General features: G+C 59.4%; 12 protein-coding genes. 10 read left to right on the plus strand and 2 right to left on the minus strand.

What is annotated here, in order from left to right:
- The first annotated feature begins 534 nt into the window (after window positions 1-534).
- From metH to AC0L3D_RS23830, 8 genes are all read left to right on the plus strand, one after another.
- Window positions 535-4,344 (plus strand): methionine synthase, encoded by a 3,810-nt coding sequence (metH, locus tag AC0L3D_RS23795; protein WP_473629763.1) that lies wholly within the window; start codon window positions 535-537, stop codon window positions 4,342-4,344.
- 96 nt (window positions 4,345-4,440) lie between these two features.
- A complete protein-coding gene (locus AC0L3D_RS23800) occupies window positions 4,441-4,878 on the plus strand; it encodes a YybH family protein (protein ID WP_473629764.1) in 438 nt (145 codons plus the stop codon).
- A 210-nt stretch (window positions 4,879-5,088) separates the two neighbouring features.
- A complete protein-coding gene (locus AC0L3D_RS23805; protein ID WP_023803186.1) occupies window positions 5,089-5,955 on the plus strand; it encodes a class I SAM-dependent methyltransferase in 867 nt (288 codons plus the stop codon).
- Between the two features lie 364 nt (window positions 5,956-6,319).
- Window positions 6,320-8,932, plus strand: coding sequence for a bifunctional diguanylate cyclase/phosphodiesterase (locus AC0L3D_RS23810; RefSeq protein ID WP_473629781.1), 2,613 nt, complete (start codon window positions 6,320-6,322; stop codon window positions 8,930-8,932).
- Between the two features lie 326 nt (window positions 8,933-9,258).
- A complete protein-coding gene (locus tag AC0L3D_RS23815; protein ID WP_473645979.1) occupies window positions 9,259-9,546 on the plus strand; it encodes a DUF6074 family protein in 288 nt (95 codons plus the stop codon).
- A 58-nt stretch (window positions 9,547-9,604) separates the two neighbouring features.
- Complete coding sequence (locus tag AC0L3D_RS23820) at window positions 9,605-9,913, plus strand: hypothetical protein (protein WP_128170272.1); 309 nt, start codon at window positions 9,605-9,607, stop codon at window positions 9,911-9,913.
- On the plus strand, window positions 9,910-10,137 hold the full coding sequence (locus AC0L3D_RS23825; protein WP_473629766.1) for a hypothetical protein: 228 nt from the start codon (window positions 9,910-9,912) through the stop codon (window positions 10,135-10,137). The genes AC0L3D_RS23820 and AC0L3D_RS23825 overlap by 4 nt, the downstream gene beginning before the upstream one ends.
- A gap of 444 nt (window positions 10,138-10,581) precedes the next feature.
- On the plus strand, window positions 10,582-10,809 hold the full coding sequence (locus AC0L3D_RS23830) for a hypothetical protein (protein ID WP_473629767.1): 228 nt from the start codon (window positions 10,582-10,584) through the stop codon (window positions 10,807-10,809).
- A gap of 179 nt (window positions 10,810-10,988) precedes the next feature.
- Here AC0L3D_RS23830 and AC0L3D_RS23835 read toward each other — a convergent pair whose 3' ends face one another.
- Entirely contained in the window at window positions 10,989-11,231 is a 243-nt protein-coding gene (locus AC0L3D_RS23835; RefSeq protein ID WP_287174308.1) for a hypothetical protein, read from the minus strand.
- Between AC0L3D_RS23835 and AC0L3D_RS23840 the strand changes: the two genes are divergently transcribed.
- A complete protein-coding gene (locus tag AC0L3D_RS23840; protein ID WP_473629782.1) occupies window positions 11,216-11,602 on the plus strand; it encodes an endonuclease/exonuclease/phosphatase family protein in 387 nt (128 codons plus the stop codon). The two genes, AC0L3D_RS23835 and AC0L3D_RS23840, sit on opposite strands and share 16 nt — an antisense overlap.
- Before the next feature lie 61 nt (window positions 11,603-11,663).
- A complete protein-coding gene (locus AC0L3D_RS23845; protein ID WP_473645981.1) occupies window positions 11,664-13,064 on the plus strand; it encodes a phospholipase D family protein in 1,401 nt (466 codons plus the stop codon).
- A 169-nt stretch (window positions 13,065-13,233) separates the two neighbouring features.
- Here the strand turns inward: AC0L3D_RS23845 and AC0L3D_RS23850 are convergent, their stop codons facing one another.
- The gene (locus tag AC0L3D_RS23850) at window positions 13,234-14,316 is read right to left on the minus strand and encodes a sensor histidine kinase (RefSeq protein ID WP_128170275.1); all 1,083 of its coding nucleotides are present in this window, start codon (window positions 14,314-14,316) and stop codon (window positions 13,234-13,236) included.
- Window positions 14,317-15,217: the final 901 nt, after the last annotated feature.

Below are 15,217 nucleotides of genomic sequence, written 5' to 3' on the forward strand. Positions count from 1 at the left end.
AGTCGCTCCCGCCTATCACATCATGAAGGAAGCGACATCCGCGTCGGAGACCTTGCCGGCACGCACATCGGCGATCGCCCGGTCGACGATGGCCGCGCCTCTCTCGCCGACGTCGACAGGGCGGCAACGGCGAAGACAGCGCAGCCGGCGTTGTAGCACCAGCTGCGAAGCTGCGATCTCCCCTTTGCGGGGGAGATGCCCGGCAGGGCAGAGGGGGGTGCTGTCCCGCCGACCTGCCCAGCCAATCGCAGTCACGTCCTCGGGCTGTTCCAGGTTGGGATGGGTAAGTCGAAGTGGCGATCCGTCCCACCCCCCTCTGTCCTGCCGGACATCTCCCCCGCAAGGGGGGAGATCGGATGTCGCTTTGGCTTTCGCCAATCACCAACGCAAGAAACGCAGGTGGCAGCGGCAACCTCAAGCGATTGCCCCGCACGCCTCCAGCGGCGGCAGGTGACAGCAGCAGACAAATCCCGTATACTCACATAAAGATGTCTTTATGTCGCTTAAGCGCGACCGTCGCCATGAGGACGAAATATGTCGCAAAACCCATCGTCGCTGGACGACCTGTTCGGCCCCGTCGCGGCCAAGCCCGACGGTTCGGAAGTGCTTGCTGCGCTGACGGCGGCGGCGCGCGAACGCATCCTCATCCTCGATGGCGCCATGGGCACGCAGATCCAGGGCCTGGGCTTCGACGAGAACCATTTCCGTGGCGACAAATTCGCAGAGTGCGCCTGCCATCAGCAGGGCAACAACGACCTGCTGATCCTGACGCAGCCCAAGGCGATCGAGGAGATTCACTATCAATACGCCATCGCCGGGGCGGACATTCTTGAAACCAACACCTTCTCCTCGACCTCCATCGCCCAAGCGGATTATGGCATGGAGGACGCGGTCTACGCTCTGAACCGCGACGGTGCACGGCTGGTGCGCAGGGCAGCGGCAAGGGCCGAGCAGGAGGACGGCAAGCGTCGTTTCGTCGCCGGTGCGCTGGGGCCGACCAACCGCACCGCCTCGATGTCGCCCGACGTCAACAATCCCGGCTACCGCGCCGTGACATTCGACGAATTGCGCCTTGCCTATGGCGAGCAGCTGCGCGGTCTCATTGACGGCGGTGCCGACATCATTCTGATCGAGACCATTTTTGATACGCTGAATGCCAAGGCGGCAATCTTCGCCTGCAACGAGATCTTCATCGAGAAGGGCGTGCATCTGCCGGTGATGATTTCCGGCACGATCACCGACCTGTCGGGCCGCACGCTGTCGGGCCAGACGCCGACGGCTTTCTGGCATTCGGTCCGCCACGCCAACCCGTTCACGATAGGCCTCAATTGCGCGCTGGGCGCCAAAGCCATGCGCGCGCATCTGGACGAAATATCCGGCGTCGCCGACACCTTTGTGTGCGCCTATCCGAATGCCGGTCTGCCCAACGAATTCGGCCAATATGACGAAAGCCCGGAGTTCATGGCCGCGCAGATCGAGGATTTCGCCCGCGACGGCCTGGTCAATATCGTCGGTGGCTGCTGCGGCTCGACACCCGACCACATCCGCGCCATCGCACAGGCCGTGAAGAAATATCCGCCGCGCGCTGTTCCCGACATCGAGCCGCAGATGCGCCTTTCGGGGCTCGAGCCGTTCACGCTGACCGACGAGATTCCGTTCGTCAATGTCGGCGAGCGCACCAATGTCACCGGCTCGGCGAAATTCAGGAAGCTGATCACCGCGGGCGACTATGCCGCGGCGCTCGAAATCGCCCGCGACCAGGTCGCCAACGGCGCGCAGATCATCGACATCAACATGGACGAAGGCCTGATCGATTCGAAGCAGGCAATGGTCTGTTATCTCAACCTGATCGCCGCCGAGCCGGACATCGCCCGTGTACCCGTGATGATCGACAGCTCCAAATGGGAGATCATCGAAGCCGGCCTGAAATGCGTGCAGGGCAAGCCGCTGGTCAATTCCATCTCGATGAAGGAGGGCGAGGAGGCTTTTCTGCACCATGCGAAGCTCGTCCGCGCGTATGGCGCGGCGGTGGTCGTCATGGCCTTCGATGAGGACGGCCAGGCCGACACCCAGGCGCGCAAGGTCGAAATCTGCACCCGCGCCTACAGACTGTTGACCGAGCAGGCCGGATTCCCGCCCGAGGACATCGTTTTCGACCCGAACATCTTTGCCATCGCCACCGGCATCGATGAGCACAACAATTACGGCGTCGACTTCATCGAAGCCGCCAGGCAGATCACCGCGACGCTTCCCCATGTCCACATATCGGGCGGCGTGTCGAACCTCTCCTTCTCGTTTCGCGGCAACGAGCCGGTGCGCGAGGCCATGCATGCCGTGTTCCTCTACCATGCCATCCAGGCCGGCATGGACATGGGCATCGTCAACGCCGGACAGCTTGCCGTCTATGACACCATCGATCCGGAACTGCGCGAAGCCTGCGAGGACGTCGTCAACAACCGCCAGCCGAAGGGCGGCGGCAGCGCGACCGAACGCCTGCTGGAACTCGCCGAACGTTTTAGGGGCACGGCGGGCAAGGAAGCGCAGGAACGCGATCTCGCCTGGCGCGACTGGCCGGTCGAGCAGCGCATTTCGCACGCACTGGTCAACGGCATCACCGAATTCATCGACCAGGACACGGACGAGGCGCGGCGCGCCGCCGAGCGTCCGCTGCACGTCATCGAAGGTCCGCTGATGGCAGGCATGAATGTCGTCGGCGACCTGTTCGGCGCGGGAAAGATGTTCCTGCCGCAAGTGGTGAAATCCGCCCGCGTCATGAAACAGGCCGTCGCCGGCCTGCTGCCGCACATGGAGGCGGAGAAGCTGGCGAATGCCGCCAAAGGCGTCGACACCGGCGAGCGCCAGACCGCCGGCAAGATCCTGATGGCGACGGTGAAGGGCGATGTCCACGACATCGGCAAGAACATCGTCGGCGTGGTTCTGGCCTGCAACAATTACGAGATCATCGACCTCGGCGTCATGGTGCCGGCGGCAAAGATCCTGCAGACGGCGCGCGAGCTAAAGGTCGACATCATCGGCCTGTCCGGCCTGATCACGCCCTCGCTCGACGAGATGGCGCACATGGCCGCCGAGATGGAGCGCGAGGGTTTTGACATTCCGCTGTTGATCGGCGGTGCTACGACCAGCCGCGTGCATACCGCAGTAAAGATCCATCCGCGCTATATCAGTGGCCAGACCGTCTATGTCGCCGATGCCAGCCGCGCGGTCGGCGTGGTGTCGGCACTTTTGTCGAACGAGACCAGGGGCGGTTATGTCGACAACGTTCGCGCCGAATACAAGAAGGTCGCCGATGCGCATGCGCGCAGCGAAGCCGACAAGCAGCGCCTGCCGCTGGCCAAGGCGCGGGCCAACGCCCACCGGATCGACTGGTCGGCCTACGCGCCGCCAAAACCGGCCTTCCTCGGCCTGAAAACCTTCGAAGCCTGGGATCTGGCCGAGCTCGCGCGCTATATCGACTGGACGCCGTTCTTCCAGACCTGGGAGCTGAAGGGTCGCTATCCCAAAATCCTCGACGACGAGGCGCAAGGGCCGGCGGCACGCCAGCTCTTCGACGACGCCCAGGCGATGCTGGCCAAGATCATTGCGGAAAAATGGTTCGCGCCAAAGGGCGTCATCGGCTTCTGGCCGGCGAATACCGTCGGCGACGACATCAGGCTGTTCACCGATGATGCCAGGTCACAGGAACTGGCTACCTTCTTCACGCTGCGCCAGCAGCTGACCAAGCGCGACGGCAAGGCGAACGTCGCGCTGTCGGATTTCGTCGCGCCATTGGACAGCGGCAAGGCCGACTATCTCGGCGGCTTCATCGTCACCGCCGGCATCGAGGAAGCGGCGATCGCCGAGCGCTTCGAACGTGCCAACGACGACTACTCGTCGATCATGGTCAAGGCGCTGGCCGACCGTTTCGCCGAAGCCTTCGCCGAACGCCTGCACGAGAAGGTGCGCAAGGAGTTCTGGGCCTATGCGCCGGATGAGGATCTGGCGCCGGACGAGCTGATCGGCGAACCCTATCGCGGTATTCGCCCGGCGCCCGGTTATCCGGCGCAGCCCGACCACACCGAGAAAGCGACGCTTTTTCGCCTGCTCGACGGCGAGCGCAACGCCGGCGTCAGCCTGACCGAGAGCTTTGCGATGTGGCCGGGCTCCTCCGTGTCGGGTATCTACCTGTCGCACCCCGAAAGCTATTACTTCGGCGTGGCCAAGGTCGAGCGCGACCAGGTCGAGGACTATGCGCGCCGCAAGGCCATGCCGCTAGCCGAGGTCGAGCGCTGGCTCGGCCCTATACTCAACTATGTGCCGACCCCCTTCGCCGAAGCCGCGCAGTAAGGCAGCAGCTTTGACCTGACATCGCGGTCGATGACCAGGTGCATCGCTTCGAGAGCAACGGCCTGGCCCACTCATCATGCGATGAAAGGAGAGCCCGTGCAGACCCCGACTGCAGAAGAAATGGAAATCCGCAAAGGCCTGGATGACCTGGTGCAGGCATTGCGGGCCAAGGACATAGAAGCCCTGATGGCACACTATGCCGTGGCTACTGTCGTATTCGACATCAGGCCGCCGCTGCGGATCGAGAGCGCCGGTGCCTATCGAAAGAATTTTGAGGCGTGGTTTGCCTCGGTTGACGGTCCGATCGATTACGAGGTGCACGAGCTGCTCGTCACAGTCAGAGATGACGTGGCGTTCTGCCATGGTCTGTGCCACGTCAGAAGCAAAAGAACCAACGGCGAGAAGGCCGACTATTGGGTGCGGGTGACATCGGGTTTGCGGAAGATGAGCGACCGCTGGATGATCACGCACGAACACATATCCATGCCAATCGATCTCCGGACAATGCAGGCACAGCCGGAGTTTCAGTCGTAGCTGCGCGGACGTTTCGCACGACAACAAATTTCTTCCGGCGCTGCCCGTCGACCGACCTCGCGAAGAGGCTTGCCGAATTCGCTCACCAATCGATCAGCCCCGGTGGTGCGCCGTACCGCCACGGATTGACGCGCGACACTTTAGCTGCAAGGTATATTAACGTTCTGTTTACCATATATATTGGTCTCGGCAGGGACTTGAGGGGGCAATTTGGAACCGTTTCTGGGCGCGAACCGCCTTAATTGGGATGATCGAGCCGAACTGCATTCGACCGACACGACGGGCAGCTACCACATAGAAAATGTGCTGGCTGGCGGATCCAATCTCTATGAGCTGGAAACGCGCGAGGTCGGTGATATTGTCGGCAAGGATATCGTTCATTTGCAATGCCATATCGGGCTCGACACAATCAGCTTGAAGAATCTGGGCGCGGGCAGCGTGACCGGCCTCGACTTTTCACCGACGGCGATCGCAGCGGCGCGGGATTTCGCTGCAAAGGCAGGCACTGACGTCCGCTTCGTGGAGGCGCCACTGTTCGAGGCAGTCGAAGCGCTTGGCCGGACCTTTGACATCGCTTACGTTACCTGGGGTTCGGTAAACTGGCTTGACGACGTGTTCCGTTGGGCGCGGGTGGTTGCCGATCTCCTGCGGCCCGGCGGCCGGCTCTATCTCGCCGAGGGCCATCCGTTGATGTTCCAGTGTGACCGCAAGGCTGCGGCGCTGGAGTTCAAGCATGACTGGCGAACGCCAATAGCTCGACCACTCGCATGGAACGAGGAACTCACCTATACCGGCGACGACCGCATCTTGAAACATCCGCGCTACTATGAGTGGATTCATCCGGTCAGCGACGTGGTGAACGCGCTGATTTCAGCTGGGCTGACGCTGGATTTTCTCAATGAGCATGACACGGTTTCGTGGCAGCACTTTTCATTTGCCGTGAGGGCCGGCAAGGATATGTACGGCCTGCCAGAGAACTCTCCCAAGATCCCAATGGCCTATTCCATTGGCGCGACGAAACGTAGCGTCGGCAAGATACCCTACCTGGTTACCGCCAAGGCGATTGAGGGCCACTAATGCATGTCGCGCAAAAGCATGCCCTCGGGCTTGAACCGAGGGTATGCGGCGGTTTTGCAGTAACGACATGCATAAAACAAAACTTGAAGCGCGTCGCATGAATCCATTCAGCCGCGACGCGCTTTAAGGCGTCAGCCGGAGCCGCAGGTCCGTGTCAGCCACTCCGGCCACCTCAGGAGGTTGGAGGGTGCAAAATTTTTTAGGACCCGTGAAGGTCAAAATTAAACATTGATAGCTAATATACCTTGGTCGGGTTGGCCCAGAACCTGAATAGTATCTGAGGAATCGCCTATTGGCTCCTTTCCGCGCTAGGTTCGGCGGTATCAAGAAGGCCGTTTTCTCGTCGGCAAATATCCCGGCGGCAATGGCGGTGATCGTTATTGCCGTTGGCGCAGCGTTCGCGGACCACCAGAACAAAGTCGTCTCGGATCAAGCCGCCCGAGCGGATGTCCTAGCCAAGGTCAATCTTATCCGCGCCAAGCTTGAAGGCAACATCAACGGAAACCTTCAACTGGTGCAGGGACTGGTCGCGGCGGTCGTGACTGAGCCCTATATGGGACAACAACGCTTCGCCTCGCTGGCGAGCAACCTGTTTGGCAGGGGCTCGCAATTAAAGAATATTGCTGGCGCGCCCGATCTGGTCATTTCTCTGATGTACCCGATGAATGGCAACGACAAGGCGATAGGCCTCGATTACCGCAAGGACGAGCGGCAGCGTCTGGCCGCGCTAAGGGCGCGAGACAAGCGCGAGCTAATTCTTGCCGGTCCCGTCGACTTGAGGCAGGGAGGGCAAGGCTTCGTCGGCCGTATTCCGGTCTTTGTACGCAGTGCGGGCAACACCGAAAGGTTCTGGGGCATCATTTCGGCCGTTGTAGACGTTCAGCGCCTTTATAAGGCGAGCGGCCTGCTTGACGATGATCTCGGGATTGACATAGCGCTGATCGGTAAGGACGCTCTCGGTCCAACCGGAGAGCAATTCTTCGGCAATGAGCGCGTCGCAAAGAGCAATCCGGTGACAGCCGACGTCCTGCTCCCGTCCGGTTCGTGGCGGATCGCAGCCATTCCCAAAAACGGCTGGCCTTCGACGCCCGACCACGCGTGGTTCTTGCGCGCCATCATGGCGGTGGCCGGGGCGTTGGTTGTGATCCCATTCCTGGTGACCGGTCGCCTGATTGGCGAGAGACAGCGCAACTATGCGGAACTGAGTCGATTGTCGAGACGCCTGGAACTCGCTCTGGAAGCGTCGGCTATTGGCGTTTGGGAACACGATCTCGCGACCAACGAACTGACGTGGGACGACCGCGTCAATGAAATATACGGCAAACCAGCTGGGGAGGGCCGCGGCTACCTGGACTGGGCGGGAGCAATCCACCCGGATGATTTGGCTGGCGCCAACGCCGATTTCGACCGCGCGATGGCCGACGGCGGGCCATATTTGTCGGAATACCGGATTATTCGGCCGGATGGCGAGATACGTCATGTCCGATCCAAGGCGATAATTTACCGGGCCGCAGACGACACCCCAAAAATGATTGGCGCCGAATGGGATGTGACAGCCGATGTCCTGTTGAACAAGGACCTAGTTCGCGCAAAACAGCTTTCCGAGTCGAAAAATGCAGAACTCGAGTCGGCCAAGGCGCGCATAGAGCACATTGCGCTCCACGATTCGCTGACCGGTTTGCCCAACCGGCGTTACCTCGACCGGGTGCTGGAAGACTACGCGGCAAACGCCAGGCGGACCGGCGGGTATGCCGCACTGCTCCACATAGATCTCGATCGGTTCAAGCACATTAACGATACGCTTGGCCACGCCGCAGGCGACGCAATGCTTGTTCACGCCTCGACCGTGCTCCGATCCAAGGTCGATGGCGAGGGATTCGTCGCTCGGATCGGAGGAGACGAATTCATCGTCCTGTGCGCGGTGCATGACGATATCGAGCAACTGGCGCTGCTCGCTGACCGCGTCATCAGCCAGATGCGGGAACCGGTCTACTATCAGGGCCATCGATGCCGTTTTGGCGTGAGCGTGGGAATTGCAGTCGATAACGGAAAAGATGTCGAAGCCAAACACCTGCTGGTCAACGCTGACATCGCGCTTTACCGGGCAAAGAGTCGTGGGCGCAATCGATACGAGTTCTTCACCGAGGCGATGCAAAGCGAGATCGTCGAGACAAAACGGATTGCCGACGAAATTCTCGGCGGCCTTGAGCGCAACGAGTTCATTCCCTTCTACCAGCCGCAATTTGACGCAAAAACCCTTGAAATTGTTGGGGTTGAGGCGCTGGCGCGATGGCGGCATCCGGAGAAGGGCATTTTGGCGCCCGACGTCTTCCTAAGGATTGCGGAAGAATTGAATGTCGTCTCGATCATCGATCGAAACATATTAGAGCAATCGCTTTTGGATCTCGAAGGGTGGTCTGCTGCGAATCTCCATATTCCGCGGGTGTCAGTCAATGTTTCGGCACGCCGCCTTCAGGATGAGGAACTCATAAAGAGTCTTAGGGAACTAAATATCAAGAAGGGAACAGTTGCCTTCGAGCTCGTTGAGTCAATTTTCCTTGACGAAAATGATGATTTTGTTACCTGGAATCTTGAGCAGATAAAAGAGCTCGGCATTGACATAGAAATAGACGATTTTGGCACGGGCTACGCCTCTATAGTCAGCTTGCTCAAGCTGCAGCCTCGCCGGTTGAAGATAGATCGCCAATTGGTCATTCCTATTGTCAAATCGCCGCAACGAAGGCAGGTCGTCTCATCGATCATTGAAATCGGCAAATCCCTGGGTATCGAGGTCGTAGCCGAGGGTGTCGAGACGATGGAGCACGCACAGACACTCAAGAGCTTGGGCTGCGACATATTGCAGGGTTATGCCTTCGGGCATGCGTTGGATGCCGACGGACTAAAGGCATTTGTTCGATCTCGGCGTCTGCGCCCGAAACGGGTTTTGGATGAACCGCTCCGGTTGGGTAGAGTATAAGCCTCACGTCACAGAGTAGCGCTTCGCTTTGAGTCTTAGGATTTGGAGGTTGGCCGATCACGGCAGCGAAGTTCTGGGGGCCTATGCACCCGACGAGACCTGGCCCCGGACAAGCTGATCGGCGACCCCTATCTCGGCATCGGCCCGGCGCCGGCTATCGACGCAGCCTGATCATACCGAGATGGGACGGACGAGGGTTTTGAATGCAGCGCCCAGTTGAAGTTTAACTTTTTGCAACTACGGTCAAGCTTCACACATCCTCAAGGTCCGCATGGCCGACGAAGCAGAAAAGTCCGAAGTCCTATACATATCTTGGAGGGATACCGATGCGCGGGCTGAGCCCTCATGCTATCGACGATGCGGTGTGCACCGTTCTGCCTTTTCCGACCGTTCGACGCGTCGGGAAGATCCGTCGGACCGTCGAAGTGCTGTCAGATCGAACCGGAAAGGGCGGAAACCAATATTGTAAACAAGTCATCGCGGGCATGCGGACGCAAATGGTGTCCGCTGGCCTGGCCGACGAGGTCATTGACCAGGAACTTCGGGCGTTTGCCGACGAGGTTTTCGGCCGAATCCGGAATTACCGTCAACCCGAAACCAATGGTGCAGCATGAAATCGATTGGCCTTCCGATGCCGCGAATTGCATTCGTGAAATATTGGCGGCCTAATCCATGACGGCAAAAACAAAAGTCCTCGCCGCGCCCGATCACGCGCACCAATCGAACCCGTCGCGCCTCTTAAAGATCGACGGAAGCACCGTCACTATCGACCATACGGCAGCCCAGAAAGCCTTCGGATCATCGGACGAAGATTTCATCAATGGCCTCCTGCGCCAGCTGGTGAATGTCGGCAGCCACGGCAAAACGCCAGACGATAAGGGCACGGCCTTTGTCGCCTCGATCGTGAAAGGCATTGAACCGCAGGATCAGATCGAAGCTATGCTGGCATCCCAGATGGCTGCGGTGCACATGGCGACATGACGTTCGCCCGCCGCCTTGCTCACTGCGAAACTATCCCGCAGCAAGACAGCGCCGAACGTGCTTTCAACAAGCTCACCAGGACGTTCGCGGCCCAGGTGGAAGCCCTAAAGAACCGCACGGGCGGCCAGCAGCACGTCACGGTGAAGCACGTCACGGTGAACGAAGGCGGCCAAGCTATTGTCGGCAACGTCTCGCATGGGGGGCAGGGTGACGGAAAAAAATAACGTCAACCTCATGAACCTAGCGCCTCGGTGTCATGCTCGGTCGAAGCGGACAGGATGCCAGTGTCGATCGCCAGCGGTGAGGGGCAGCGCAGTCTGTCGCATGCACGGTGGGGGCGGTGGCGCACCTGAAGGCAAGCGGAACGGCAACTATCGCAACGGAGGCAGGACCAAACGCACAATGGCAGCCTTGGCGGTTGTCCAGGCAATGGCGCGGATATGTCGGCAGACGATCGATGATCTGCCGGATTAACTGGGAACTAGTCGCGATGCTGCTCGCCGGTTGCGAAGGGGCGCTGTCCCAACATTAAGGGGATGTGAAATGTCCGGCTCTTCTGCAGGACGTCGTTGCCGATCGCACCGCAATCGGCAGCGGCCGGCGAAGCAGGCCGAAGTGCACTTGTCACTGATCAGGGAACGATATCGGCCCCCATGTGTTAGAAATCCATGGACACTTTGGAACCCCAGGGCCACGGGACGGTGGTCGACATTTTGACATCGGAAGTTGCCAATGCCAGGCAGCGCATCCACCGGACCGAGCTCGCGCTTCAACGTACTGAAGAAATGCTGGCCGAGAACCTCGCGCTGCGCAACAGGATACGAACTGCGGTCGAGGCCGCAGACCGCTTGGTGAAGATCGATCCCCCCAGCTTTGAAGGACGTCGCGCGGGTTGAACTGGGCCGGCGTTTCATTCGTCGCGCCCTTCAGGCCACCGGCGCCACCACTCTCGCTCCAGAACTTTGCCAACCACATCTACGTCTGGGCTGCACGCTCGCGAACAGCCGGAACCAACGGCGACCACAAGCGGTTTACCAATCGAAGGGACCGCAATGGATTCGGAATAATGGAACTTTTAGATATGGAACTGGCGCGAGCCCGACAGCGGCTTAATCGGGCCGAGCGCTCCCTTGAGCGTGCGAACGAGATGCTGGATGATGACTGCGGTGTCGGCATCAATATCGCGCTGTGCAGCAGGATACGGGCTGCGCAACAGCGCGTAATTGAGGCCAGATCGCGGTTGACGAAGATCGATCCCACTAGCGCTGACGGAGTTCGCACGGGTTGATCCGGCCCGTCGACGTGCCGCCTCGGGCATATAGGACGATCGGTTCGGCACTCCGGCGGTCGCGCACCAAGCAAGCCAACGCACTGCTTGAGGCGACGCGTTCGGTCCTAAGGCCAACCATTTTGCTTGGCGATCTCAACGAATGGCGGGTGCACAGCAGATCCTCGTTGCTGGCGCTACTGCCGCATTTTGGTCCAATTCACACCGTGCTGTCCAGTTTCCCTTCGCGATTCCCTTTGCTTGCGCTCGATCGGATCGTGGCCAAACCACCAAGTCTGATTTCCAGCCTCGAAGTGCACCATACATCGCTATCTCGGATCGCCTCCGATCATCTACCGATCATGGCACGATTAAATCTCCAGGGGATTCGACAGCTGCATTTGCAACCAGATTACCTTTGAAGGGTTCTTGCTACGATTTTGAGCGAGGCCGGGTTTCTATCGCTGAAGGGTAGAAAATTTTATGGAAGTATCCATTGCGCGGATTGCACACGACAACATCAAAGCAGGCAAGAGCGGCTTGCTGCTGGTCCCGGACAATTATGACGCCTTCGCCGGGCGCGTTCTGGCGGCAAGGAGTGCCGTTCGCAGTCTCGATCTCATGTACTACCTTTGGCACGATGACCACACTGGCCGCTTGCTCTTGCAGGAAGTTTTCCGGGCCGCTGAGCGCGGTGTGCGAGTTCGCATGCTCCTTGATGACGCCAATCCGCGAAAGAACGATGCGGCCTATCTGGCCTTGAGCAATCATCCAAACATCGAGTTGAAGTTGTTTAATCCGAGCGGCGTCAGGCAACGCAGCGTCATGCGCGCTGTGGAAATTGTATTGCGACTATTTGCGTTGACCCGGAGGATGCACAACAAGGCATGGATCGCTGACGACAACGTTGCTATCGTAGGCGGGCGCAACGTTGGCGACGCCTATTTCGACGCAGCAGAAACCAATTTTCGCGACTTAGACGTGCTGCTCCTCGGTCCTGCCGTGCAGCAAACCGCCGAAATATTTGAGGCATTCTGGGCTTGCGGGGACGCGAAATCAATCAGTGTCCTGGGTCCAGCCGCGGAGAACGAGCATTCCGATTTGTTTTCGGGAAGCGATCTCGAAACCGAATCAATGCTTTTGAACGGGATCGGTGACCGAGGGTCCATCGCAGAGTTCATCGCGGCCAGCAACGACGTGCATTGGGTGGATCGAGTTCGGGTGATTTCCGATCCTCCAGAGAAGGTGAGAGGTTGGAGACGTCGCAGCTGGCTTACCAAGGAGTTGCTTCCCCTCATAAAGTCGGCGCGCAACAATCTGGAAATTGTATCTCCCTATTTCATCCCTGGCAAAAGGGGCTCCGCGGTCCTGATGGACCTCGTCAGCAATGGGGTTGACGTTTCCGTTTTGACCAATTCCTTGGCCGCTACAGACGTCGCCGCGGTTCATGGGGCTTATGCAAACTATCGCAAGCGATTGCTGAGGAATGGCGTAAGACTGTTCGAGCTCCAGCCCTTCACTCGCGGTCAGGGAATTTCGGTGTTTGGCTCCAAGGGTGCCAGTCTGCACACCAAATCGTTCACGGTTGACGACAGGGCTGGGTTCGTCGGTTCCTTCAATTTTGATCCCCGGTCAGTGTCTTTGAACTCGGAGATGGGCGTGCTCTTTGAGGATGCCGAATTAGTCAGTGAACTTCGGCGCTTTTTTCAAGCGGAGATATCACTAGAAACCAGCTATCGGCTGGAACTAAAGAACAATGTGCTGCACTGGCATGGATGCGAAGAAGGCAAACTCCAAGAATACACACACGAACCAGAGGCCGGAATTTTTCGCCGGGTTCTGGCGGCCTTGGTCCGCCACCTTCCGGTTGAGTCTCAGCTTTAGCCAGACCCACTAAGATAGCATAGGTGCTAACGGCGGGATCGACGCGGCGTTCTTGCCGCGAGCCGGGTACGGCATACCTGAAGAACGGCGACGTGAATGTGCCAAGCACAGCGCCCCGGGGCCGCGGTGGAAAGGCCGGGAGCATGCAGCATCCGCCCCTTGGCAATTGTCAGCTTGCTGCCGCCGATCGCGTGAAGACGATGGTGACCTTCGTCCCTTCGCTGGCGCTCGAGGCGACGTTGAACTTTGCCTTGGCGTTCTCTGTCAGCGAGCGCGCGATCAGCGCGCCGAGCTTGCCGGGCTTGGGCCATGTCTCCCCTTCCGGCAGGCCGATACCGTCGTCCGCAACTATCACCAGGCAGCCGTCGCCATCGGCGATGCTGTGCAGCTTTATCGTCCCGCCTTCACGCCCTTGGAATGCATGCTTGAGTGCATTTGTGAGCAATTCGTTCACGACCAGTCCCGTTGGCATGGCGACGTTGATCGATACCGGATAGGTATCCACCTTCATGTCGAGGCGGATCCCCTCAACTGCATGCGACCCCATCACCGCGGAGGCGATCTGGCTAAGATAAACGCCGAGATCGACCTCATCCTTCTGCTCGTCTGCCGATAGCGTCTGGTAGAGGATCGCCAGAGCGTCGACGCGGCCGGCGAGCCTCTCAAATCTTTTCTGGTCGGGCTCGGTCGCGTTACGGGTTTCTAGACGGATCAATGCGGTGATCATCTGTAAGTTGTTCTTCACCCGGTGCTGCAGTTCGCGCAACAGGGTGTCCTTCTCACGGACGCGCTCCTCCACCAAGCGCGCTTCTTCAGATTCGCCATGGGATGAGACGTCGACCAGAGCCACCAGTCGGAAGCAGTTCGTGCCGTTATCGTCCACGATGATGTTTGAATAAACGTCGACAAGAGCCGGGTTGGCCCCGACGGGCTCCAGCCGGAAAGTGCCGACGAAATCGGTTTCCTCGACCAAGGCCTCGGGCAGAGGCCGGCCCTTCTGCTGGTGGATGCCAATGCCGGAAAGTGCTCCCCAGTTTTGCCGGGTAAGCTCGGCTGCCTTCAGGCCTGACACTTTTTCGAATTCTGGATTAGCATAGACGACGCGCTCCTTCGCGCCTAAGTCCGACACGGCGATAGCGATCGGCACCTGGTCAAGAAATTTTTTGAACTGCTCGCTTTCCAGCGCGGTGGCAAGGTCCGGTGTATCGAGCAATTGCTCAACTGCCTCAGCCTTGTCTGAATCTGATGTCATCTTGGTCGCCTGTGCTTTGCGTGGGAGCCTCAGTCTCAGTCATGCACTTTGCTCGACACCGACAACGCTGGAAGCGGCTGCGCGATGTCAGGAGTAGGACGAGCCCGCGTCACGGAGCGGCAGAGCCATGGGCAACACAGGCCGTCTTGCTGAGAGTTCAGTCAACCTTGCGTCACTTTGCACGGCCACGACCTTTTTTCCAACAGCGTTGTGCCAAAATCCCGTCTCTGCCAATCGAAATTGACGATCTGCACGTCGCCGGAACTGCCGACAGAATATTTCCGCCATTTGCAATGGGCTCACCTGGCAGCGGCGGCGCCGGTGGCGGCATGCGGTGGCCAAACCGCACCCCGCATGTGCTCATCCAGGTCTGGCTGCTTCGCCGCGACACGATCGGGCGAAACGGTATGCTGCGCCGGTTCCGGCCGCCTTGGAGTTGCCCGGGTTGGCTCGCGGGACCTATCGGGTCATCGCCTGGGATACCGCGGCCGGCAGGCAAACGGGGGAATGGCAAGCGAATTCCGACATGGCTGAAACTTGATGTGCCGCCGTTCTGTGCCAATGTGGCGCTTGCCATTCGCCGAACCTGAGCAGGATGGAGACTGCGCCTGAAGGTATTCATTTGCTCGCTGATCTGACTTGTCATTGCCCAAGGTCTTTGCAACTTCGTCGCCAATGCCGATGTCAGTGATCTGCGCCAAGCGAAGTTGCGCGGAGATCTCACGAGATCTGCGCATTAGGTGTTGCGCTCGCCCGAACGCGACTGCTGGTTGGCAGCATCGGCCGATCCGCCCAGCGTGTCGGCGACCGTGGCACCTCGCGCACCCATCGGCTGCTGCGCACCTGTGGTGGTGTCCTTGGCTGTCTGGTGCTCCATCTCGGCATTGAGCTCCGCCCCCAC

It is taken from the genome of Mesorhizobium sp. WSM4837, assembly GCF_055811435.1.